23 protein-coding genes are annotated in these 23,799 nt (G+C 55.8%); 13 read left to right on the top strand and 10 right to left on the bottom strand.

Annotated elements, in window-relative coordinates:
* Window positions 1-20: 20 nt before the first annotated feature.
* Window positions 21-1,502: an ABC transporter substrate-binding protein gene (locus N8E88_RS24850; protein WP_262292918.1), complete on the bottom strand. Its 1,482-nt coding sequence runs from the start codon at window positions 1,500-1,502 to the stop codon at window positions 21-23.
* 25 nt (window positions 1,503-1,527) lie between these two features.
* The gene (locus N8E88_RS24855) at window positions 1,528-2,799 is read right to left on the bottom strand and encodes an acetylornithine deacetylase/succinyl-diaminopimelate desuccinylase family protein (protein WP_262292919.1); all 1,272 of its coding nucleotides are present in this window, start codon (window positions 2,797-2,799) and stop codon (window positions 1,528-1,530) included.
* Window positions 2,800-3,195: 396 nt separating this feature from the next.
* Between N8E88_RS24855 and N8E88_RS24860 the strand changes: the two genes are divergently transcribed.
* The 3 genes from N8E88_RS24860 to N8E88_RS24870 are packed head-to-tail and all read left to right on the top strand — an operon-like array spanning window position 3,196 to window position 7,724.
* A complete protein-coding gene (locus N8E88_RS24860; protein WP_262292920.1) occupies window positions 3,196-6,051 on the top strand; it encodes a molybdopterin oxidoreductase family protein in 2,856 nt (951 codons plus the stop codon).
* A complete protein-coding gene (locus N8E88_RS24865; RefSeq protein WP_262292921.1) occupies window positions 6,048-6,815 on the top strand; it encodes a 4Fe-4S dicluster domain-containing protein in 768 nt (255 codons plus the stop codon). Before N8E88_RS24860 ends, N8E88_RS24865 begins: the two co-directional genes overlap by 4 nt.
* A gap of 3 nt (window positions 6,816-6,818) precedes the next feature.
* On the top strand, window positions 6,819-7,724 hold the full coding sequence (locus N8E88_RS24870) for a dimethyl sulfoxide reductase anchor subunit family protein (protein WP_262292922.1): 906 nt from the start codon (window positions 6,819-6,821) through the stop codon (window positions 7,722-7,724).
* On the opposite strand, the gene N8E88_RS24875 is transcribed toward N8E88_RS24870, so the two are convergent.
* From N8E88_RS24875 to N8E88_RS24900, 6 genes are all read right to left on the bottom strand, one after another.
* A complete protein-coding gene (locus N8E88_RS24875; protein ID WP_262292923.1) occupies window positions 7,721-8,653 on the bottom strand; it encodes a lipid A biosynthesis lauroyl acyltransferase in 933 nt (310 codons plus the stop codon). The two genes, N8E88_RS24870 and N8E88_RS24875, sit on opposite strands and share 4 nt — an antisense overlap.
* A 6-nt stretch (window positions 8,654-8,659) precedes the next feature.
* A complete protein-coding gene (locus tag N8E88_RS24880) occupies window positions 8,660-9,688 on the bottom strand; it encodes a zinc-binding dehydrogenase (protein ID WP_262292924.1) in 1,029 nt (342 codons plus the stop codon).
* Window positions 9,689-9,714: 26 nt separating this feature from the next.
* The gene (locus tag N8E88_RS24885) at window positions 9,715-10,992 is read right to left on the bottom strand and encodes a beta-ketoacyl-ACP synthase (protein ID WP_262292925.1); all 1,278 of its coding nucleotides are present in this window, start codon (window positions 10,990-10,992) and stop codon (window positions 9,715-9,717) included.
* 11 nt (window positions 10,993-11,003) lie between these two features.
* Entirely contained in the window at window positions 11,004-12,188 is a 1,185-nt protein-coding gene (locus N8E88_RS24890) for a beta-ketoacyl-ACP synthase (RefSeq protein ID WP_262292926.1), read from the bottom strand.
* A gap of 45 nt (window positions 12,189-12,233) precedes the next feature.
* The gene (locus N8E88_RS24895; RefSeq protein WP_008123430.1) at window positions 12,234-12,515 is read right to left on the bottom strand and encodes an acyl carrier protein; all 282 of its coding nucleotides are present in this window, start codon (window positions 12,513-12,515) and stop codon (window positions 12,234-12,236) included.
* Window positions 12,516-12,621: 106 nt separating this feature from the next.
* Window positions 12,622-13,257 carry a histidine phosphatase family protein gene (locus N8E88_RS24900; protein ID WP_262292927.1) on the bottom strand — a complete coding sequence of 212 codons (636 nt, stop codon included), beginning with the start codon at window positions 13,255-13,257 and terminating at the stop codon, window positions 12,622-12,624.
* Window positions 13,258-13,308: 51 nt separating this feature from the next.
* Between N8E88_RS24900 and N8E88_RS24905 the strand changes: the two genes are divergently transcribed.
* From N8E88_RS24905 to N8E88_RS24920, 4 genes are all read left to right on the top strand, one after another.
* Window positions 13,309-14,265, top strand: coding sequence for an AEC family transporter (locus N8E88_RS24905; RefSeq protein ID WP_262292928.1), 957 nt, complete (start codon window positions 13,309-13,311; stop codon window positions 14,263-14,265).
* A gap of 143 nt (window positions 14,266-14,408) precedes the next feature.
* Window positions 14,409-15,866 carry an NAD-dependent succinate-semialdehyde dehydrogenase gene (locus N8E88_RS24910; protein WP_262295612.1) on the top strand — a complete coding sequence of 486 codons (1,458 nt, stop codon included), beginning with the start codon at window positions 14,409-14,411 and terminating at the stop codon, window positions 15,864-15,866.
* A gap of 5 nt (window positions 15,867-15,871) precedes the next feature.
* A complete protein-coding gene (locus N8E88_RS24915; RefSeq protein WP_262292929.1) occupies window positions 15,872-16,897 on the top strand; it encodes an aldose epimerase family protein in 1,026 nt (341 codons plus the stop codon).
* Window positions 16,898-16,932: 35 nt separating this feature from the next.
* Window positions 16,933-17,367 (top strand): VOC family protein, encoded by a 435-nt coding sequence (locus N8E88_RS24920; RefSeq protein WP_262292930.1) that lies wholly within the window; start codon window positions 16,933-16,935, stop codon window positions 17,365-17,367.
* A gap of 60 nt (window positions 17,368-17,427) precedes the next feature.
* On the opposite strand, the gene N8E88_RS24925 is transcribed toward N8E88_RS24920, so the two are convergent.
* Window positions 17,428-18,345, bottom strand: coding sequence for a sugar kinase (locus N8E88_RS24925; protein WP_262292931.1), 918 nt, complete (start codon window positions 18,343-18,345; stop codon window positions 17,428-17,430).
* Between the two features lie 134 nt (window positions 18,346-18,479).
* On the opposite strand from N8E88_RS24925, the gene N8E88_RS24930 reads away from it, so the two are divergent.
* On the top strand, window positions 18,480-19,094 hold the full coding sequence (locus N8E88_RS24930; protein WP_262292932.1) for a pyridoxamine 5'-phosphate oxidase family protein: 615 nt from the start codon (window positions 18,480-18,482) through the stop codon (window positions 19,092-19,094).
* A 1-nt stretch (window position 19,095) separates the two neighbouring features.
* Here the strand turns inward: N8E88_RS24930 and phnF are convergent, their stop codons facing one another.
* Entirely contained in the window at window positions 19,096-19,842 is a 747-nt protein-coding gene (gene phnF, locus N8E88_RS24935; protein WP_262292933.1) for a phosphonate metabolism transcriptional regulator PhnF, read from the bottom strand.
* Between the two features lie 90 nt (window positions 19,843-19,932).
* Here phnF and phnG point away from each other — a divergent pair, with 90 nt between their 5' ends.
* From phnG to phnK, 5 genes are read left to right on the top strand one after another with little or no spacing between them, the layout of a single operon-like run.
* A complete protein-coding gene (phnG, locus tag N8E88_RS24940) occupies window positions 19,933-20,415 on the top strand; it encodes a phosphonate C-P lyase system protein PhnG (RefSeq protein ID WP_410010612.1) in 483 nt (160 codons plus the stop codon).
* Entirely contained in the window at window positions 20,415-21,026 is a 612-nt protein-coding gene (gene phnH / locus N8E88_RS24945; protein WP_262292934.1) for a phosphonate C-P lyase system protein PhnH, read from the top strand. Before phnG ends, phnH begins: the two co-directional genes overlap by 1 nt.
* Before the next feature lie 3 nt (window positions 21,027-21,029).
* A complete protein-coding gene (locus N8E88_RS24950; protein ID WP_262292935.1) occupies window positions 21,030-22,127 on the top strand; it encodes a carbon-phosphorus lyase complex subunit in 1,098 nt (365 codons plus the stop codon).
* Window positions 22,124-23,026 carry an alpha-D-ribose 1-methylphosphonate 5-phosphate C-P-lyase PhnJ gene (locus N8E88_RS24955; protein WP_262292936.1) on the top strand — a complete coding sequence of 301 codons (903 nt, stop codon included), beginning with the start codon at window positions 22,124-22,126 and terminating at the stop codon, window positions 23,024-23,026. The genes N8E88_RS24950 and N8E88_RS24955 overlap by 4 nt, the downstream gene beginning before the upstream one ends.
* Window positions 23,023-23,799, top strand: a complete 777-nt coding sequence (gene phnK / locus N8E88_RS24960; RefSeq protein ID WP_262292937.1) for a phosphonate C-P lyase system protein PhnK — start codon at window positions 23,023-23,025, stop codon at window positions 23,797-23,799. The genes N8E88_RS24955 and phnK overlap by 4 nt, the downstream gene beginning before the upstream one ends.

Genomic DNA, 23,799 nt, shown 5'->3' on the forward strand with positions numbered 1-23,799 from the left:
AACGGGCGCGCCGGATCGCATTAGTCCAGCCACTTCACAGAGGTTAGATCATTGGCCTGAATCGGTCCATTTTCCCATAGCCCCTCAATCTTTGCGTCCCAGATGCCGGTTTTGGGCAGCTGAAACAGGAACGCCGCAGGTACGTCTTTTGCAAGCAATTTTTGCGCCTGCTGATAAAGTCCGGTGCGCTCGGCGCCATAGGATGTGGCATCTATTTGTTTGATCAGATCCTTGAAGGTCGGACTGTCATAATTGAAATAATAGTCGTCGCGGGAAAAAATATTCAGGTCGTTCGGCTCGGTATGAGAGACGATCGTCATGTCATAGTCTTTGTTCTTGAAGACCTGATCCAGCCATTGCGCCCATTCCACCGGGATAATTTCCGTCTCGATGCCGATTTCACGCAGTTCGGCTGCGATAATTTCACCGCCGCGCCGGGCGTAGGTGGGTGGCGGAAGTTTCAGCGTTGTCTTGAAGCCGTCAGGATGACCGGCCTCCGCTAATAGCTTCTTCGCAAGTTCCGAATCGTAAGCAGTTTCCGCTGTCAGATCGATATAGGCGGGGTGGTGGGACGGAAAGAATGATCCGATGGACGTCCCAAATCCGAACATTGCACCATCGATCAACGACTTCCGATCAATGGCGTGGGCGACGGCTTGACGGACCTTTGGATTATCAAAAGGCGGCTTTTTGTTATTCATGCCGAGAACGGTCTCACCTTCAGTCGTGCCGATGACTACCTTGAAACGGGGATCAGCTTGGAACTGCGGGATGCTTTCATAACTCGGAAAAACCGGAAAAGCCTGGACATCACTCGCCAAGAGCGCTGCCGTCGCGGCAGCAGGATCTGGAATGACGCGAAATGTGGCTTTGTCGAGCAATGCTGGTGTTCCCCAGTAATCGGCGTTTTTCGCAATGACAATCTGGTAGCCTTTCGCCCAGCTATCAAATTTGAATGGACCTGTTCCAACAGGTTTGTCCTTGTTGGTCCCGGCGCTTTCAGGCGCCACGATAACCGCATCGCCCCAGCCCATATTGTAGAGGAAATCGCCGCTCGGCTGCTTCAGAGCCACCTTGACCGTTAGCGGATCAACAACGTCGACGGTATCGATGGCTGAAAACAGACCCTTTTGAGCGTTGGTGGATTTGTCGCCACGAGCACGATCGAGCGAAAACTTGACGTCATCGGCGTCGAATGATGTGCCGTCGTGAAATTTGACGTCCTTGTGCAGCTTGAAAGTGTAGACCTTGCCGTCCTCCGATTGTGTCCAGCTTTCGGCGAGGGCGGGCAGAACGTCCCCCTTTGGGCCAATGCGTGTCAGCCCTTCAAAGATATTCGCATAGACGATCTCGTCGATAGCTGCCGCGGCGCCCGCGGTCGGATCGAGGTGCGGAGGTTCCAAAACGATGCCGAGGACAAGATCAGTCTTCGCGGCATAGGATGCCGAGGACATCACCAAGCTTATTGCCACACCGGCGATGGCTAACTTCCATGATTTCATCCAGTAACTCCCCAGCTTTTGGCAATCAGGCCGATCCCGACAGTAGCATCTTTAAACCGACCGCCATGACGTTGGCGGATTCGATCATGTCTTCGATGCCGACATATTCATCCGGCCGATGGGCGAGGTCCAGTATGCCCGGGCCATAGGCTATGCAGTCGTGCAGTAGCCCGATGCGTGCAATATGTTTTTGATCATAAGTACCGGGCGAGATCACGTACTGCGGTTCCCGACCGAAAACGGAGCGGATTCCCTCAGCAACTGCGGTGACGACCGGCGCATTACGCTCCGTCATCAGCGGTTGCACTTCCATGATGTCGCGAATGCTGTAGTGAAATTTCGGACGCTCCCACTGCAATCTGTCGAGGATCGAAACGACCTCGCGTTTAACCTCGGCGATGTCTTCCTCGAGCAGGAAACGGCGATCGATAGTCAAGCGGCAGCTGTCGGGCACGTTAGGTGAGGGCAGTCCTGAATAATCGTCAGTCTGTCCACCATGGATGGAATTGATATTCATGGTGGATCGCCGCGCGCCGTCGGGCACCACTGGCATCGAGGTTTGCTTGTTGTCCAGGGCGGGGAAAAGTTCGTTTTCGAATGCTTCAAGCACCGCTCCCATATGGCGAACGGCGCAATCACCCAAAAACGGCATCGACCCGTGGGCGATTTCGCCCTTGGTTTCGATTTCTGCCCACCAGACGCCGCGATGACCGAGACAGATACGGTCCTTGTTGAGCGGTTCCGGAATGATAACGTGATCGACGCGGGGCTTCGAGAAGAAGCCTTTGCTGGCGAGATAGGCAACACCGCCGAAGCCACCGGATTCTTCATCCACGGTACCAGATATCTCTATGGCGCCCGCGAAGTCTGGATAAACCTCGATAAATGCTTCCACTGCAATGATTGAGGCGGCGAGACCTCCCTTCATGTCACAGGCGCCGCGGCCGTAAATCTTGCCGTCCTTGACGATGCCTTCGAACGGGTCAACGGTCCAGCCTTCGCCAGTGTCCACGACATCGATATGCGAATTGAAATGTACGGTCTGGCCATGGCTGCGACCATCAAAGCGGGCGACGACGTTGGTGCGCGGGTAGCGGTCGGTATCACCGGGCGTGCCTTCGCCGCGGATCAACTGGGTTTCGAAGCCGATCATCTGCAGCCGCTTCGCAAGAAATTCTGCGCAGGGCGTATACGCCTCGCCGGGCGGGTTGATAGTGGGGAAACGGATGAGATCGCGCGTGAGTGCGATTAGGTCATCACGCCGTTTCTCAATTGCACGGGAGAGCTTGTCGTCCATGCCTCATCAAATCAGCACCACTCCTGATTTGGCAAGTAGCAACTTCTTGTCTGATGATAGTTGAACAGCCCAACTTGTGTAACCTGGCCGAGGATACATTTTTGGCTAGGGCCAGAACGTGCTAAAGCGCCTCTGCAACAGCCCGCATTGCAGCAGATATAGTGACACCGGCTGCAGCCTGGAAATGGCAGACTGGTCCATCCCTAATCGGGCAATGAGCCCACTAGTTTTACAGTCCGATTGGGACTGGTGCCGTTTTCCTGACAACGCAATCCCGCAGACCCGCTAAGATGTTAGTGAGTCGGACGCGCATGCTCTTTGCAAAACCCGCAGATTTCTTGCAAGACTGCCGCTAAGGGATCGAGACGGCTTGGTGAACAAGGGGGCGCATCGGGTATGAATTCAGAACCAGTCCTTGCTTTATCAGAGCCGGTTGGTGATGAGATTCGGAAAACGACCTGCTATATGTGCGCCTGCCGTTGCGGCATCGATGTCCATCTGAAAGACGGCAAAATCCGCTACATCGAGGGCAACCGCGACCACCCGATCAACAAGGGGGTCTTGTGTGCCAAAGGATCAGCGGGAATCATGCAGCACTATTCGCCGGCGCGATTGCGAGCGCCGCTGTTACGAACAGGACCGCGCGGTTCAGGCGAATTCAAGGAAATCAGCTGGGAAGAAGCGCTGGCGTTGGCTGTCGATTGGCTGCAACCCGTGCGCGAGAGCGCTCCACAAAAATTGGCCTTCTTCACGGGTCGCGATCAAAGCCAGGCTCTAACCAGCTTTTGGGCGCAAAATTTCGGCACACCGAACTATGCTGCACATGGCGGGTTTTGTTCGGTCAACATGGCAGCCGCAGGGATTTATACGATCGGTGGCGCGTTCTGGGAGTTTGGCGCGCCCGATTGGGACAAAACCAAGCTCTTCGTGTTATTCGGCGTGGCGGAGGATCACGATTCCAACCCAATCAAGATAGGTATTTCCAAACTCAAGAAGCGCGGAGCGCGCTTTGTTTCGATCAATCCGGTACGCACCGGCTATTCCGCTATCGCTGATAACTGGATCGGCATTCGGCCCGGTACTGATGGACTGCTCATTCTTGCGATCATTCATGAACTTTTTCGCACTGGCAAGATAGATCTCGATTATCTCCAGCGCTACACCAATGCGCCTTGGCTAGTGATCGATGATGAGGGTAAGGAAGACCACGGACTTTTCCTGCGCGACGATCTGGGCAAGGCTTTGGTGCGTGACCGCAGGTCGGGTGCGGTTGTCCGGTTCGATGAACCGGGGCACGTCGCGGATCTCAATGCTGACTTCGTTACACAAGATGGCCGGAAGGTGCGCAGCGTCCTGCGGCTAATGGCAGAGAAATATCTCGATCCGAAATATGCACCCGATGCAGTCGCGGCGGAAACCGGGGTTGCGGCGAGTACGATCCGTGGGCTGGCTTCGGAAATCGCCCGCGTGGCCTTTGAGGAAGAGATTGTCCTCCAACAACCGTGGACCGACATGAAAGGCGAACAGCATGAGTTCATGATCGGGCGGCCGGTGAGCTTTCATGCCATGCGCGGCATCTCCGCTCATTCGAACGGCTTTCAGTCGGCGCGGGCCTTGCATGTCTTACAGACGATCATCGGCTCCATCGACTGCCCGGGCGGCCATCGGTACAAGCCGCCTTATCCCAAACCGGTGACGGCCCACCCAAGACCGCATGGCAGAGCCGAACATGTGAAGCCTGGCCAACCTCTTGCGGGGCCGCATCTCGGCTATCCCCTCGGACCTGAAGACCTGCTGGTGAATGCTGAAGGCAAACCGCAACGCATCGACAAGGCATTCTCGTGGGAAGCGCCGCTTTCTGCTCATGGCATGATGCATATGGTTATCGCCAATGCCTGCGCCGGCGATCCGTATCCGATCGACGTGCTGTTCCTGTATATGGCGAACATGGCGTGGAACTCGTCGATGAACACGCGTGGCACGATCAAGATGCTTGAGGAGCGCGACGCGAAAACCGGTGAATATAAAATCCCGAAGATCATCTATTCGGACGCCTATTCATCGGAAATGGTTGCCTATGCCGATCTTGTCTTGCCAGATACGACCTATCTGGAGCGTCACGACTGTATTTCACTGCTCGACCGGCCAATCTCCGAACCTGACGCCGCCTGCGACGCGATCCGTTGGCCGGTGCTGGTGCCGGACAGGGATGTGCGCGGGTTTCAGTCCGTGCTGATAGATCTCGGAGCCCGCTTGAAACTGCCGGGTTTCGTCGATGATAGAGGCGCGGCGCTGTACAAAGACTATGCCGACTATATCGTCAATCATCAGCGAAAGCCCGGTATCGGCCCTCTTTCGGGTTGGCGGGGTGCGGATGCCATGGATGAGGGCAGGGGAGCGCCCAACAAAGATCAGCTGAAAGATTACATTGATCACGGTGCGTTCTGGGTGAAGCACATTCCCGATGAGGCACTCTATTTCAAGCACCACAACGCCGCTTATCAACAGTTCGCCATTGATATGGGTTTCTTTGATGCGCCGCAGCCGGTTACCCTTCAGCTCTATGTCGAGACGCTGCAGAAGTTCCGGCTGTCGGCGATGGGTGTTCGGCAACCGTTCGCGCCCGAACAATATCGCAAACGCCTGCTCGATTGTTTTGATCCGCTACCGGACTGGTACCGACCCTTCGAAGAACAGGGCGTCGATATCGCAGAATTTCCCTATCATGCGATCACTCAGCGGCCGATGGCGATGTATCATTCCTGGGGCTCGCAGAATGCATGGCTGCGACAGATACACACGAAAAATCCATTGTATGTCCCTGGTACGATTTGCGACGAGCAAGGGTTGAAAGATGGCGATTGGGTTTGGGTCATTTCGCATCACGGCCGGATCAAATGTGAAATTGCGCGAACCGATGCGGTGAATGGCAGAACCATGTGGACATGGAATGCGATCGGAAAGCGCAAGGGCGCTTGGGCACTTGATCCGCAAGCGCCGGAAGCAACGAGGGGATTCCTGCTCAACCATCTTATTCATGAACTTCTCCCACCAAAAGCCGATGGTATGCGCTGGTCGAATTCCGATCCGGTCACCGGGCAGGCTGCCTGGTATGATTTGCGCGTGCGCATTGAAAAGGCCGAGACTGGCGCGGAGATCAGCGAACCGTATTTCGCTGCGATCAAACCGCCCGGCAGCCAACAGCAACCAGTCGATGAACTGCGCTACGGGCAGGAATGGGCGCCAAAATGACCAGCCTTCCGCAAAATCGTACCGCCAAAAAACTCGGACTAGTGATCGATCTTGATGTGTGCGTCGGCTGTCATGCCTGCGTGATCAGCTGCAAGGAATGGAACACCGGCGGCTATGGCAGTGCGTTGTCGGACCAGCATCCCTATGGCGAGGATGTTTCGGGTACGTTTCTCAACCGCATCCATAGTTTTGAAGTCGTTCCGGAAGGCGGACAGATCATCGGCGAAGCTGGCGACGCCCGCGTTGTGCACTTTCCAAAGTCGTGTTTGCATTGCGAGGACGCGCCCTGTGTCACGGTCTGCCCGACCGGTGCCTCTTACAAGCGTGCCGAGGACGGCATTGTGCTGGTGGATGAGGAAAAATGTATCGGCTGCGGGCTCTGTGCCTGGGCTTGTGCCTATGGTGCGCGCGAGATGGACTTGGCCGCAGGCGTGATGAAGAAGTGCACGCTGTGCGTCGACCGAATCTACAATGAGACATTGAAGCAGGTAGATCGCGTGCCGTCTTGCGTCAGAACGTGTCCGGTCAATGCCCGGCACTATGGCGATCTCGGCGATCCAAATTCGGATGTTTCGATCATGGTGGCCGAAAGGGGTGGTTTCGATCTTATGCCGGAGCAGGGAACACGGCCCACCAACAAATACCTTCCACCTCGGCCCCGCACGTCCTTGAGCGACAGTGCGCCAATGATTCCGCTCGCCGAGAATACCGAAGGCGCAAGCGGATTTTTCGCTTGGCTCGACAAGACGTTGGACCGGATCTAAACGATGCATCCAGCGAATTCGATTATTGTCTTCACGACGCTATCAGGTCTGGGCTATGGCCTCGCGGTTGTGCTTGGGCTCGGTTTCCTGGATCCATCATTGGAGTCGACCAAACTCGCCTATTTGACTTCGCTGGTACTGATCAGCAGTGGACTGGCAGCTTCACTCTTGCATCTCGGCAACGCGCAACGTGCATGGCGGGCCTTGAGCCAATGGCGCTCCAGCTGGTTGTCACGCGAGGGCGTGATGGCGATCGCGACGTTCGTTCCCCTGACGCTGAGTGCGACGCTCGCGATTTTCGCCGACAGACATGATGTGATTTTGGGGTTTATCACTGTGTTTGGTGCAGTGGTGACCGTCTATTGCACGTCGATGATCTATGCGTCGCTCAAGACAGTGGACTCGTGGCATACGAAACTGACACCACTGTGCTTCCTGTTGTTTTCGCTAGCCGGTGGGTTCTTGTTCGCAAGCGCCTTCCTAGGTGGGAATGGGTTGGTCGCGGAATTGCTGGCGCTTCTATTCGTCCTCCTGGCGTTAATCGCCAAGCTGGTTTGGCGCAAACGCGCCACGACACTCTTGCCCATTTCGACGCCGGAAACAGCAACCGGACTTGGCTTCATCGGCAAGGTCCGGCTGTTTGAGCGTCCGCATGCGCTCGACAATTATTTGACGCGAGAAATGGGCTTTCGTGTTGCCCGTAAACACGCCGCAAAGCTGTTGATGATCGCCTTCGTTTTTGGTGTGGTTCTGCCTATTCTGGCGCTTTTGCTGGCTCTGGCGATTGGGGGTGGGCTGGCCGCGCAGATTGCGCTTGTTCTCGGCGTCGTCGCATATACGCTTGGGATTTTTGTCGAGCGCTGGTTGTTCTTCGCCGAAGCCAAACATGCAGTTATGAACTACTACTAATTGTTCCAGCGCTTGTGGAACCACATCCACTGGCCGGGGTATTCTCGCACCCAAGTCTCGACCTTGTCGTTCAGAGCCTGGACAGTTGCGGCGAGGTCCACAGCTCCTTTGTCATCGCGCGGTATGGCCATCTTCTCTTCTAGCTCCAGCCGAAACCGGCCACCGGGCAGACGCACACAGCGCGCCGGATAGACATCGCACTCGTATTGCCTCACGAGTTTCGCGAGAAGTGGATTGGTTTTGCACGGACGGTTGAAGAAGGTCGAAGGGATGCCACGCTTGAATTTTTGATCGACCAGCATGCCGACATTGCCATTGTTGTTGAGCACAGTGGCGAGCGACCAAGCTGCGCCGGCCTTCGATGGGACGAGATGCCCCATGTTGGTGCGGCGCGCCCCAAGGATCTTCTTGGCAACGTAGGGGTTGTTCGGGGGGCGAAAGAGGGCCGTGACATTCAGGTCGAATGTCGCCGCGCAGATCGGCAACAGCTCGAAATTGCCCGTATGACCTGTGAAAAATATGTGCGGACGATCCTTCTCGTCACGGATGCGTTCGAAGATTTCGCGGCCCTGAACCTCGACCAGTCCGGGCGCGTCGCTGTGCGGATCGAAATCGAAGATCGCATCCAGGAAAACATATTCGGCCGTGAGCCGTGCCATGTTGCCCCACATATCACGCGCAATCTGCTGTAGTTCCTCTTCGGGTTTCTCCGGGTAGGCTTTGCGCAGGTTGGTCATCGCAATGCGATGGCGGCCCATCAGGGGACCAATTCTACGTGCTGCGGCATCGGTAAAATCCATAGCCGCCTTCGCGGGCAGCATACGGAGCAATTTGAGGACACCGAAAATGACAAATGCCGACAGCCAGTAGTTGAATTTCTTCAACCGCTGGCTCCAACGGAATAGCGCTAGCTTTGTGTCAAGTTTCATTCTGGATCAGTTTACGCGCAGGATGATCTTGCCGAAGACGTCCCGGCCTTCCATTCGCTTCAACGCCGTATCGATGTCATTGAAGCCGACTTCGGTGTCGATGACTGGATGGACAAGGCCACGCGCCATCTTCTGCATGGCATCAGCCATGTTTTCCATGCGGCACCCGAACGAGCCGAGAAGTTTCAACTGCTGCTGGAACAGCATCATAAGGTTCATGCTGGTTGAAACACCCGACGTCGAGCCACAGGTGACCAACCGGCCCCCGCGGCGCAACGACAGCATCGAGCCCGCCCATGTATCGGCGCCGACGTGCTCGAAAACAACATCAACGCCCTTCTTCTTTGTCAGCTTGCGCACGACACCCTCGAAGCGGTCCTCGCGGTAATTGATGACGTGATCTGCCCCCAGCGCCTTGGCCTTCTCGATCTTGTTATCCGAGCCCACGGTTGTGATGACGGTACAGCCCATCTTCTTGGCGAGCTGGATTGCCGCCGAGCCAATACCAGAACCACCGGCGTGAACGAGAATCGTTTCTCCGGGTTCGAGCTTGGCATTATCAAACAGCATGTGCTCGACCGTTCCAAAGGTCACCGGCGCAACGGCCGCGCCGATTTCATCGACGCCGGGAGGAGCCGGGACAAGCAAACGGGCCTTGAGATTGACCTTTTCCTGGGCAAAACCGTCAAGGTGGAAACCGTGCACACCGGAAACATGTTCGCAAAGATTGTCACGGCCTTCACGGCAGGGACGGCACAATCCGCAGGTCTGTGCACCATAGATCGAGACGAGCTGGCCTGGCAGCAGGTTGCCGACGCCCGCGCCGATCGCATCGACAACGCCCGAAGCTTCCGCGCCGATGGTCAATGGCATCTTGCGCTTGGCAAAGGCCATGCCGCGCCAGCCCCAAACATCAATGTGATTGAGTGCAACAGCTTTGATGCTGACGGTGACCTCACCGGGACCGGGCGCGGGCGGGGGCGCAACATCGACGATCTCGAGCTTGCGGTCTTCAATCAATTGTAGTGCACGCATATCCGTTTCCTTGTTCAGGCCACGGATTAGTTCGGTTCTGCCGTCATGACAAGACACGTATTTTGTCCGCCGAAGCCGAATGAACTGGAAAGCACCGACGAGACACTCGCTTCGCGCTTAACGTTGGGGACGACATCCATGACAATTGCCGGATCAGGGTTGTCATAATTGATCGTCGGAGGGATCGTACCGGTCTGAATGGTCAGTATAGAGAATACGGCTTCGATCGCGCCGGCAGCCGTCAAAGTATGGCCGATCATCGACTTGTTTGACGACACCGGCAACGACGAAATGCGGTCGCCGAAAACGGTCGACAACGCCAGATATTCCATCTTGTCATTTTCTGGCGTGGACGTTCCATGGGCGTTGATGTAGTCGATTGCGTCTTCCTGAATTCCTGCATCTTCAAGAGACGCCCGCACTGCACCAATGGCTGGCGAACCGTCCGGCTTCGAACGGGTCCGATGGAAGTCATCGGCCTTTTCGCCGCAACCACGCATGATGCCAAGAATGTTCGCACCACGTGCGACGGCTGATTCGAGAGACTCCATCACCATGGCGCCGGAGCCTTCTGCCATGACAAACCCATCTCGATCTTTCGAGAAGGGTTTTGCGGCCTTGTGGGCCGGCTCGTTATGTGTGGATAGCGCAGAGAGCAACGAAAACCGGACTAGCGCTTCGGCAGAAACCGAACCATCGGTGCCGATCGACAGGACCCTGTCGCTTTCGCCGCGCCGGATAGCTTCCACTCCCAACTGAATGGCAGTCGCACCCGAAGCACAGGCCGTAGACAAAGTGATCGGTAGACCGCGGGTGCCGAACTTGTCAGCCAGAACCTCAGCGATATAGCCAAATTCCGCCGTGTTGAACATTTCGATCTGCGGGCCGCGACGGCATGCGGCGAGCAGCAGATCGTACCCGGGCTCGCCTTCAGACTTCACCAATGCGTCCAAGGCAAAGCGATTGCGCCATTCGAGCTCAACTGGTGGAGCAGCCAGGAAAAGCGGACCGCCGAAGTCATCGACTGGAAAACCGGCCTGCGCTACGGCTTCTTCCGCTGCAAGCGCCGCCAGCTTTTGCGATAGTGCCGATGCGCCTTTGGTGCTTTCGTCAAGAAAATCGACAGTCCCGGCGATTTGCGTTCGCAGATTGTCCAGGGCAAACCGCGTAATCGTGTGGATACCGGAAGTGCCGGAAGTCAGCGCCGCCCAGTTCTCTTCCTTGCCTTGTCCGAGGGATGAGACAACCCCGAGACCGGTTATGGCGACGAGGGGCCGACCAAAATGATCAGTATATTTGGACATGAAGATATCCTTTAAACTTTGACCAGGCGGGCAACGCCTTCGCCGCGAGTCCCGCCAATGGACGTTGCGAGCGCGGTACTTACGCCGGACGGTCCGGCTTTCTCATTTTTCGCGTCGACAGGGGGGAGCGCAGATCCATTGAAAACGCTCAGCGCAGCAAGAGCAACGACCAGCGGGAATTGTGCTTCGCGCAGATGGCCGAGTTTGCCCGCGACGCCGCGCACCATCGAACTCGAGAATGTATCGAGCGCCGCTTTTTCTGCCGCAGTTACGTGTTTAGCCCCACTGGCGCCTGAAATGATCAGATCTGCTGCTTTGTCTGCACTGGCCGCACCGATCAGCTTGGCTACGGTTTGGGTTAAATCATGGCGGCTGCGTCGAATTTGTGCGCTGTAGATTCCATCGATAGCAGCATACACTCGTGCACCGCGTTTTTGTGCGTGCTCCGCACTTTCCAGAACAAGGAATGCACCGCCAGATCCGGTAACGATCCCGCCTCCCGCGCTGTCTTCTCTTTGCCAAAGCGGCGCCCAACCGTCACGCTTGAGCATCCCATTCAATTCGTAACCCAACAACATGTCTGGATGCTGGGAATTGTACGCACCACCAACAAGCGCATGTGTACTCTGTCCGGAGCGAATACGAGCTACAGCTGTATCGATAGCCGAGATACCCGAGCCTTCTTCACCCATGAATGTACGTGAAGAGCCGGTGACTTTGTGGACGATGGAGATATTTCCAGCAAGCAGGTTCGAAAGCTGTGCCAGAAACAAGGTTGGGCGCAGCTCGGTTGTGAGCTTCTCGTTTAGCATCGTTCCGATATCGTTGCGCACACGCGCTTCGGCAAGGATTTGCGTGTCTACCGAGACGTCGCGTTCCCCACCGCCTGCCGCCACCACCATATCCATGCTGGAACAGAGCGATTCGTCGTCTTTTATCCCTGCATCCTGAAGCGCGAGGCCAGCTGTGTAGGTCCCTATACGCTGCCACGTCTCCATCTGCCGCTGGTCGCCGCGCTTCGGTATCTGGTTGTTCCAGTCGACTTCGACGAGCGGATGAACGGTATAAGGCTTGAACGTTTCGCTATCGATGCGGGGCTCGAGCCCGTCATTGAACGCCTTCCAATGAGCATCGACGCCTTCACCAAGTGAAGAAATCAGTCCGATACCAGTAATGACGACGGTGTTGTTCTGCATTGTTTCGCAACACCGTTTATACGGTGTACCCGGTTAGCTGGGAAATCAGGCCTTCTTGGCGGCGACGAGTTCGTCGATCTTGGCGCACAGGTTTTTCAGCACGAAGTATTCTTCGGTCGGAACCTTGCCGTCATTGACTTCCTGCGTCCACTGTTCAAGCGGGATCTTGATACCGAAGGCCTTGTCGATCGCAAAAACGATATCGAGAAAATCAAGGCTATCGATGCCCAGATCGTCAATTGTATGACTCTCCGGCGTAATGGAGTCGCGATCGATCTCGCTGGTTTCGGCAATGATGTCGGCGACCTTGTCGAATGTATCGGACAATTGATTTTCCTTTGCTTATCGTGCCGCAGGCAAGGGCACTGATGTAGAATGAAGCCGGTATCTAGCGTTTTTCAGGCCTCAGGGAAAGACCAAAGCTGCGCTGTGATTAGTCGAATATGATTCTTCCTGCGATATGGATGGTTTCACCTTCCTCGGCTTTGGAAACAACAACCGCTTCTGTCGGACGCGGCGTAATACCGGTCAGAGCGATGATATTGGCGCGATCAGTCATCATTACCAGGTTACCCAAGCCCTTGAATGCAACGATCGCCGCACGAATTTGGTCGATCTGGGCCTGTTTGACAGCTTCGTTTCCAGGCAACGGATCAAGCGGCCCAAAGATTTCGGCGGTGATTTGGCTGAACGACAGCCGTGCGGTTTCCCGTGCATTACAGGTAGAACTTGTAAGAACTTTGTCGATTCGCACCCCACGTGCAGCAAAACGGGCTCCAAGTTTTTGCGCCAGCTGGCGCCCGCGGTCGGAAAGCGTTTGCGTGACCGAACAATCAGCCGAGCTGTCAACGGTCGGACTCAAGGTACCGGACGCATCCGCGCCTTGAATGAGAATTGTGTATCCGCCGCGCTGTACTCGCGCCCAGGCAGCATCCGTTGCGTATGCGTGCGATACGACAACAACCAGGCTGAATAGCGCATACATAGAAATTGCCCAGGGGCGGAATTGCTTCAACATCATTCTCCTTAGCAGTCGAGATGGGGATTTGCTGAGGAAAAATAAAGCCATGCAACCAGAACGTCTTGCACTGCCGGATTTGTCGGCCTATTGCGGAACGCGATGGGTCTCATTCAAACAATCATCGTCGTTTTTGGTGTGATTGCCATCGCTTATGCAGCAGCGCATTTTAAGCTGCTGGATGAGCGAGTGGGTGACGGTCTATCTGATTTTGTCTTCGTTATCGCCGCGCCTTTGCTGCTGTTCAGAACAATGGTGACTGCTGATTTCCATGGCACAGCTCCCTGGTCGCTATGGACCGCCTATTTTATTGGTGTGATTGTCGCGTGGGCGGCATCGGATCTGGCGATCAAGCTGTTCTTTGGGCGAGACAACCGCGCCGGCGTTGTGGCCGGCGTCTCTGGGGCATTTTCCAATCTTGTTTTTCTTGGCATGCCGCTCATGCTCGGGGTCTTTGGCCAGAATGGCTTTGCGATCCTGTCTTTGATCGTCGCGGTCCATATGCCTGTCATGATGGCCGCCTCGATTACACTGCACGAGCTGGCCATGAGAAGGGACGGCGTGTTCAAGGGCGAGAGTCATTGGGTCGCAGTGATCGGCTCGTTCTTCAACAGCCTGCTGCGCAACCCTTTTGTCCTGGGCATCCTCGCCGGCTGGATATGGCGCCTGCTGGATTTGCGAATGCCGGACGCGGCCGACGCGTTGATCGAGACCTCGAGTGGAGTGGCAGGGCCCGTCGCGCTGTTCGCCATGGGTATGGGTCTGAAGAAGTTCGGCATTTCTGGAAATATTGCAGCAGCGCTGGTCATGTCTGCCATCAAACTCGTTCTCATGCCTGCCGTGGTGCTTTGCGCCGCGTGGTTGATCGGTCTGCCACCATTCACCGCGAAAATCGCGGTGGTTGCCGCCGCGCTCCCAGCTGGCGTCAATTCCTACTTGATTGCCACACGCTTTGGCACGGGCCAGGCTCTCGCCTCCAATTCCATGGTCATGGCGACTGCTCTTTCGGCGCTGACACTGACGTTCTGGGTTTCTGTCGCCACGCGGATATTTGGTTGATGGAACCCGTTGCAGCTTTTGCCAAAAAGGAGCAGGGTGTTTGCATCGCCTTGACCGAGGCAGACATTGCCACGCGCAGTGCAGGGTTTATTTTCACGGAACTCACGAACAACAATAACCCTTCGAACACAGGGAGAAACATGATGTTGCAGAAATCCAGCCAGTTCATGAAGCAGGCAAACCTCATCGATGGTGAGTGGGTGGCGGCAGATTCGGGCAAGATAATCGACGTCATCAACCCTGCTACCGGCCTGAAGATCGGTACCGTCCCAAATTCGGGCAAAGCCGAGACACAACGTGCCATCAACGCCGCAGCAAGGGCCTTCAAGACATGGCGCAAGACATCCGTACTGGACCGCTCGAAACTTATGCGCAAGCTGCACGATGCCATTTTGGACAATCAGGATGCCCTCGCTGAATTGCTGACATTGGAACAGGGTAAATCCCTTGCCGAATCCAAAGGTGAGATCGGTATGTCTGCCGCCTATATCCTCTGGTATGCCGAAGAAGCTCGCCGTACCTATGGCGATGTTGTTCCTTCACCTTGGGCCGATCGCAGAATTTTAGTGACGAAAGAGCCTGTGGGGGTCATTGCTGCAATAACTCCCTGGAATTTCCCTTCTTCAATGCTTGCGCGCAAGATCGGCCCGGCGCTGGCGGCCGGTTGCACGGCGGTGGTCAAGCCCGCAACACAGACGCCTTATTCAGGGCTGGTCTGGGGTTCGCTTTGCGAAGAGGTCGGCATTCCGAAGGGCGTCGTGAACATCTTGACCGGGTCTGCGACCGAAATTGGCGGAGAAATTACGAGCAATGAGCTTGTTCGCAAGATCACCTTCACTGGATCGACGGAAATCGGCAAGATACTGATCAAGCAAGCTGCAGACACGGTCAAGAAGGTCTCCATGGAGCTTGGAGGCAACGCGCCGTTCATCGTTTTCGATGACGCCGATGTAGATCGGGCTGTGGATGGAGCGATCATCGCGAAGTTCCGCAATTCGGGTCAGACTTGCGTCTGCACCAACCGTTTTTTGGTGCAGGCGGGCATCTATGACACATTCGTCGAGAAGTTTGCCGCCGCTACCGAGAAACTCAAGATCGGAAATGGCCTGGAAGAGGGGACGCAGCAGGGGCCATTGATCGATGACAAGGCTGTCGCCAAGGTCGAGGAATTCATAGCGGATGCCACGCAGAAGGGCGGCAAGATCATCACAGGCGGAAAACGTCATGCGCTTGGTGGCAGTTTCTTTGAGCCCACTGTGATCGCGGACGCTACGCCGGAAATGCTCTTCACCAAGGAGGAAATCTTTGGGCCGGTAGCGCCGATCTACAAGTTTCAAACCGAGCAGGAAGCAGTCGACCTCGCGAACGATACGCAATTTGGTCTCGCCAGTTACTTCTACACACAGGATCTTGGGCGGGTGTTCCGCGTCTCGGAAGGGCTGAAATACGGTCTGATTGGCGTCAATGAGGGCATGATTACCACGGTGGAAGCCCCATTCGGCGGCTTGAAGGAATCCGGCCTCGGCAAGGAAGGCGGACACCAGGGTATCGAAGATTATCTCGACACGAAATATGTGTGCGTTGGCGGCTTGGGGTTGTAGAATAAATGAATACGGAAGTTTTCGGCCACACGTCGGATGGCGAGGCAGTTCACCGCATTACAATTTCGGGTGGTGGGTTAACCGCCGACGTACTGACGTGGGGTGCAGTTATCCAAGACTTGCGCCTCAAGGGGCATGAGCATCCGCTTGTCCTTGGGTATCGCGACTTTGCCGACTATCCCGCATACTCTCCCTATCTCGGTGCAACGATCGGCCGTTGCATCAACCGTATTCGCGACGGTGAGCTTGTCATCGACGGCAAGACCTACGAGCTCGAAAAAAACTTTCATGGCAGGCATAATATCCATGGCGGAAGCCGCGGTGCTGGCAAACGCATTTGGGATGTTGTCGCTATTGGTCCGGATTACGTCACATTGACGGTCCAGCTTGGCGACGGCGAGATGGGTTTTCCTGGAAATCTGACGATCACGTGTACTTATATGCTGGAGTCCAAGGGAACTCTTGTGATCCGCATGGATGCAGTCACGGACAAGCCGACGATCTGCAATCTTGCGCATCACAGCTATTTCAATCTCGATGACGGAGGCGCAACCGAGGCGCTCGATCATCAGGTCAGGATCGATGCGCAAGCCTATCTTCCTGTGGATGGCGATCTTCTTCCCGACGGCCGCGTCATGCCGGTGGCCGGGACCGAGCATGATTTCCGCGAGTATCGAGCCGTCCGGCGCGAAGTGGACGGCAAGCAGGTTGTTTATGACAATAACTTCTGCCTTGCCAGCCAGCGCCGTCCGCTATGCCCTGTCGCGTCGGTGAGGGGCGCCAAATCAGGCGTCGAAATGAATGTTTCCACGACCGAGCCTGGCGTGCAATTCTACGCGGCGAACACACTGGGTGGAAAACCGCCTATCGGGCTCACCGGCAAGACCTATGATAACTATGCAGGCCTTTGCTTCGAAGCGCAGACTTGGCCCGACTCCACTCACTTTCCATATTTTCCACAGGCGATATTGCGTCCTGACGAAGTCTATAGCCAGATGACCAAGTACAGTTTCAGCAAGCCGAAGACCTAGGCAATCCTGCCTTTTTCGATAGCTTTTGGTGTCGAATGCTGCATCATGTCGAAGTATATGTTTCAAACATAGACGCTTCATATGTGTTCTGGGCACAAATACTTGCCAAGATCGGCTACGAAGAGTCCGCGTGTTGGGATGAGGGATTTACGCTCAGCAATGGTAGCGATGCTTACCTAACCTTTGTTCAGGTTGGCAAGAAATACGAATTGTACAAATACCACAGATGCGGCGTTGGGCTAAATCATCTCGCCTTTAAGGTCAAAGATCGAGATATGGTCGACGCATTGAGACAATACTGCGTTGAGAATGACATTTCCCTTTTATACGATGACAAGTATCCTTTTGCCAACAATGACAAGAATTACTACGCACTGTTTGTCGAAGATCCAGATCGAATAAAGGTTGAATTCGTCGCTATGCCGTCCGCCGCATGTACCTGTCCGGGAGACATCGCGGTGGAACGATAGGATTGGCCCCACACTAGATCGAGAGGTTCCTGTGTTCATTTAGTTTTTGCGTTTGCACCACTAGGCCTCGAACGCTTTGCGTGCTTCTTCCATGGGGGCGAGCGCGCCATGGAATTCGACCACGCGGGCAGCCACTTTGTGTGCGTTGACCGCAGCAACCAGTGGATCGAGACCAGCGAGGCGCGAAGCAATGTACCCGCCGTTGAAGCTGTCGCCAGCGCCCGTCGTGTCGACAGCGTTGGCGCGAACAGCAGGAACTTCAGTACTTGTTCCGCCGGCAATGACGAGCGCCGGCTCCGTGCCATCTTTAACGACGATCTCGCGCACACCATAACCAGTGATGCGTGCGGCGGTATGGGCAGGCGTTGCGTCACCGAATAGAGCATTCTCATCCGGAAACGTTGGTAATGCGATATCGGTGACGTGAAATGCATTGCTCAAAACCTGCCGCGCAGTATCGGCATTTTCCCACAGGCGAGGGCGGTAATTGGCATCGAAGACGACAAGCGAACCTTGACGGCGGGCATTACTAACAGCGTTGAGGACATTCTGGCGACTTTTGGGGCTCAAAATTCCCATCGTGATCCCAGAGAAGTAAATGACTTGTCGACCATCCAGGCTTTTCGCCACGGCGTCAGGATCATCGGCCAGATGGCGTGCTGCGGCATCATTGCGCCAATAGGTGAATGAGCGCTCGCTGCCGGTCAAGGTGATGGCATAAATTCCGGGGCGAGCGCCAACGATGGTCGGGCTATGGGCGGTATTGATAGCATTATCGCGGAGGAATCTGCGCTGTTTCACCGAGAAGGGATCGTCGCCGAAGGCGGTGACATAATCGACAGCGAAATCTGTATCGGTGAGGGCGCGCACATACCAGGTAGTGTTGAGGGTATCTCCTGCAAAACCCATGCGCCACTGATCGCCATTGGCGCCGGACAATTCGATCATGCACTCGCCAATGGCTGCAAATCCGCTCATAAAATCCTCCGCTGCTCCGGTCGCAGCGACTGATATACAAGTGCATTGCCGTTGTCATTTCATAAAAACGCGAACTGTCATAATCAGTTCGTCATGCCATGTTAGTCGGCGAACACGTCTTGAAGGAGAATTCAATGTCGCGGATCACGACAATCGTACAGCTCGAAGCCATCTACGGCGGCGGCATAACTGAAGCATCCACAGCCAAAGTTGCCGCTCGGATTACGCCGGAATACCGCAAGTTGATCGAGGGTTCACCCTTTGTGGCGCTCGCAACAAGTGGTCCTGAAGGTCTTGATTGTTCACCACGCGGTGATCTCGCGGGTTTTGTGAGGATTCACGACGAATCGACCTTGATGATGCCAGATCGCCGCGGCAACAACCGCGTTGACTCGCTCCGCAATATCGTTCGAGACCCGCGCGTGGCTCTGCTCTTCCTCATTCCTGGACTGACGACAACGTTTCGTGTCAACGGGCGTGCATTTGTCGAAACGGATCAGGCATTGCTTGACAGCTTTGTTGTCGATGGCAAGGCGCCGCGTTCCGTCACCGTCGTGGAGGTGGAGGAGGCCTATTTTCAGTGCGCTCGTGCACTAATTCGCTCCGAATTGTGGAACCCGGCCAAGCACCGCCCGGCAAAAGAATTCCCCACCCCCGGGCAAATACTGGCGGCGCTCAGCGAAGATCGCGTTGGCGGCGAGATCTATGACCTCGAATGGCCGGAGCGCGCCGCCAAAACGATGTGGTAGGTTACTTGGCGCTGTCGTTATCGATAGCGATTTCCAAGCGGTCCGCGGCAAAGCGGGTTTTCGAATATTGAAGTGGATGGCCTTCGGTATCGACGTTGATGGCCGTTGCAACGAGAACAATAGCTCCGGGGGAGAGTTTCAGATGGCGCAACTCCTCCGCTTCGGCATGGCGCGCCGCAATAAGTGTCGATTTGCGCAAATAGTCGTCTATTCCCGCCGCTTTTAGTGCAAATGTTATCGAACCGGATGAGCGATAGTCTTCTGCCACATTGGGTACACGCGCTGCGTCGAACCAGGCCGTGGCACAGGAAACTGGATTGCCGTCTGCGGTGTGCATCGTGTCGATCCTGATCACTTGCCCCGATGGCATGTCTAGCGCCTCGGCAACATCGACGGGTGCCTCTTCAAGGCGATGGGCAAGTAGTATGCCCTTGGTTTCGCGTACCTGTGTGGAGAGGATCTGCGAAAAGCGCGTGCGCTCGCCGATGCGGTAGGTGAGCTTCTTGCTGTTGGCCACAAAAGTACCGCGTCCCTGTTCGGCTCGCAGGACGCCCTCCTTGGTGAGCGCGGCTATCGCACTGCGGATTGTGTGGCGATTGACCGCAAAACGCGTCGCCATTTCAATCTCAGGCGGCATGCGCGCGCCATTTACCAGTTTTCCCGCCGAGATATCGCCCCTGATCTGATCTGCAATCTGACGCCAGATTGCGACGCCACTGTTGCGTGTGATGAATCGTGCCGATGTCACGTTCTGTCATGCTCCTGTCATTGACCTGCTCTATGTATTTAGATATTGTCTAATTGTATAGATGACTAGACAAATTTAAGCGAGGTGTCAATGGGCAACGAAAATCTTGGGGATACCCCTCCCGCTGGTGAAACTGATATGGCGCGCAAGGCTGCCATGGCCTTGCTGGCACAAGCAACTGTGCAGGAGATGAAGGATTTCTGGACTCATTGGGCGGACAAGCCGCAAGTCGAGGCCCTGCGTGGGCCGGAAACCGGCCTCGTCATGATGCGGGGACGCATCGGTGGTGGCGGTGCTCCTTTCAATCTCGGCGAAGCGACAGTCACGCGTGCAACAGTGCGGCTCGGCAATGGTGCTGTGGGTCACGCTTACGCCCTTGGACGATCGAGCGAGAAAGTCCGACTCGCGGCGATCTTTGACGCGCTGTGGCAGGAGCCGGCCTATCGCCAGACGGTTGAAGACGCGATCCTTGCCCCAATTAAGCGGCGCCTCAACGACCATCTCGAAAACAGACGTGCCGAAACGGCCGCGACCAAGGTCGATTTCTTCACAATGGTGCGAGGTGATAATTGATGCGTTCAGTTACGCAGGTTTACGAGGGCGGCTTTAGTGACGCCGTTTTCAATTCGCAAGAGGTCTTTCGGGCACTGATGGACGCTATGGCCAGCCCCGGCCGGGTAATTGAGATCGGCAATCTGGCGGCTGCTCCATCGCCGATTTCCTCGGTTGCAGCATCAGTTGCGGCCACTCTGTTTGATCATGACGCGACGGTCTGGTGCGACAAGTCGATTACCAGCTCCGCGGCTGCAATTGGCTGGTTGAAGTTTCATACCGGACTTGAACTGACGTCAAATCCATCGGATGCGCAATTTGCGTTGATCGGCGACCTTGAGACGATGCCATCGTTGGAATCCTTTGCCAAAGGAACTTCGGAATATCCGGATCGCTCGACAACGATTATTCTCCAGGTCAATGGTTTTAATGGGCCGGAAGAACTGACATTGAGCGGCCCTGGCATCGAGAACAGGCAGGCCTTTGCGCCAAGCAAGTTGCCAAAAATGTTTGTAGATCAATGGACCGCCAATCGCGGCGCGTTTCCGCGCGGTGTCGACCTTATCTTCGCTGGCAAGGGCGCACTTGCTGCATTGCCGCGGGCGACACGCATTTCGAAAATGGAGGCATGAGCCATGTATGTTGCTGTCAAGGGCGGTGAAGCCGCCATTCGCAATGCACATAAACTGCTTGGCGACCGCCGCCGAGGCGATCGCTCGCTGCCAGCGATCAGCCTTGACCAGATCGTCGAACAGCTTGCATTGGCAGTCGACCGTGTCATGGCTGAAGGGTCGCTCTACGACACCGAGCTCGCGGCGCTGGCGGTGAAGCAGGCGCGAGGCGATATGATTGAAGCGATCTTTCTGGTCCGCGCTTACCGCACCACATTGCCGCGCTTTGGTTATACCAAACCGGTGGAGACCTCGCAGATGGCGATCGAACGACGCATATCTGCAACTTTCAAGGATTTGCCAGGCGGACAGTTACTCGGTCCGACATTCGACTATACGCATCGTCTGCTCGATCCAGAACTTGCCAAAGATGGGACAGTCGAGACGCCCGAACGTCGTGTCGAAGCGCACGAGCATACGCCGCGTGTCACCGATATTCTCGGCCATGATGGTATGATCGAAGCCGACGGCGGTATGCCCGAGGGCGTCGAGACAGGGGATCTCACACGCGAGCCATTATCGTTTCCTCTGGAGCGCGATTTGCGGCTACAAGCGCTGGCTCGGGGTGACGAAGGGTTCCTTCTCGGTCTCGCCTATTCGACACAGCGAGGCTACGGCCGCAGCCACCCTTTTGCTGGCGAAATTCGTATCGGTGAAGTCGAGATCGAACTGGACGTCGCCGAACTTGATTTCCCTCTGACGCTGGGCCGCATTCGTGTCACCGAGTGCCAGATGATCAATCAATTCAAGGGCTCATCCAAACAGCCCCCGCAGTTCACCCGCGGCTATGGCCTCGTCTTCGGCCAGAATGAGCGCAAGTCAATGTCGATCGCCCTGTGTGACCGCGCGTTGCGGGCGAGAGAACTCGGCGAAGACATCACGGCTGCGGCGCAGGACGAGGAATTCGTCATCTCCCACAGCGACAATGTGCAGTCCACAGGCTTTGTCGAGCATCTGAAACTGCCACACTATGTCGATTTCCAGGCAGAGCTTGACCTCGTACGCCGCATGCGTGGCGAGCATGAACGCCGCGAGAGCGAAACCAGAGAGGCAGCAGAATGACCGAGCTTGCGACATATAATTTCGCCTATCTCGACGAACAGACGAAACGGATGATCCGCCGCGCCATCCTCAAGGCGATCGCCATTCCCGGTTATCAGGTGCCGTTCGCTTCGCGTGAAATGCCGATGCCCTATGGTTGGGGCACGGGTGGCGTTCAGGTAACAGCTGCGGTGATTGGCCCGAATGACACGTTGAAAGTGATCGACCAAGGGGCCGACGATACGACCAATGCCGTGTCGATCCGCGCATTCTTCCAGAAGGTTTCCAATGTTCGGGTGACTACAAAAACGACGGAGGCGACGATCATCCAGACGCGCCACCGCATTCCCGAAACGGCGCTGCAAGCCGGGCAAACGCTCGTCTATCAGGTGCCGATCCCGGAGCCGCTGCGTTTTCTTGAGCCGCGCGAGACCGAGACACGAAAGATGCACGCGCTTGAAGAATATGGATTGATGCATGTGAAACTCTATGAGGACATCGCGCGTCACGGCCGCATCGCCACGACCTATGCCTATCCGGTGAAAGTGGAGGGCCGTTATGTGATGGACCCATCGCCCACACCAAAATTCGATAACCCAAAGATGCATCGATCGCCAGCATTGCAACTATTTGGCGCGGGACGTGAAAAGCGTATCTATGCCATCCCGCCTTATACGGAAGTTGTCAGCCTCGATTTTGAGGATCATCCATTCGAGATTCAGACATTCTCGGAGCCCTGCGCCCTGTGCGGAGCTAAAGGCAGTTATCTCGACGAGGTCATTCTTGATGACAAAGGTGGCAGCATGTTTGTTTGCTCGGATACCGATTTTTGTGAGGATCGGCAGGCGGAGGGCCATCGCGGCCATCTCTCGGCCAATCCTGCCCAGGCAGCAGCCAATCCTGCGGAGGCAGCAGAATGAGCGATATACCACTCCTGAAAGTCAAAGCGCTTTCGAAATTCTACGGAAGCCGGATCGGCTGCCAAAACGTGGCCTTCGAGTTGTGGCCAGGCGAGGTTCTCGCGGTCGTTGGCGAATCCGGATCAGGCAAGACGACGCTACTCGACTGTGTAGCAACGCGCCTTGCACCTTCCACGGGTTCCGTCGAATACCGGATGCGTGATGGCCAGTTCCGCGACCTCTATCGCATGAGTGAGGCAGAGCGGCGCTTTCTGATGCGTACGGACTGGGGCTTCGTCCATCAAAATCCCGCCGATGGATTGCGCATGACCGTATCTGCCGGCGCAAATGTCGGCGAACGGCTGATGGCTGTTGGCGACCGGCACTATGGCAATATCCGCGCGACCGCTACCGATTGGCTCGGTCGTGTCGAGATTGCCGCCGACCGTATTGATGATCAGCCGCGCGCTTTTTCCGGCGGTATGCGCCAGCGCCTTCAGATTGCACGAAATCTCGTCACCAATCCGCGGCTCGTCTTTATGGACGAGCCGACGGGTGGTCTTGATGTGTCTGTCCAGGCAAGACTTCTCGATCTGCTGCGTGGTCTTGTTAGCGATCTTGGTCTGGCAGCCATTGTCGTGACGCATGATCTTGCGGTTGCGCGTTTGCTCTCACACCGGATGATGGTGATGAAGGATGGTCACATTGTCGAGACCGGTCTCACGGATCGTGTTCTTGATGATCCACAGGCGCCTTACACACAGCTTCTCGTTTCCTCTATCCTGCAAGTCTAG

The sequence above is a fragment of the Phyllobacterium zundukense genome, assembly GCF_025452195.1.
GTDB classification, from domain to species: Bacteria; Pseudomonadota; Alphaproteobacteria; order Rhizobiales; family Rhizobiaceae; genus Phyllobacterium; species Phyllobacterium zundukense_A.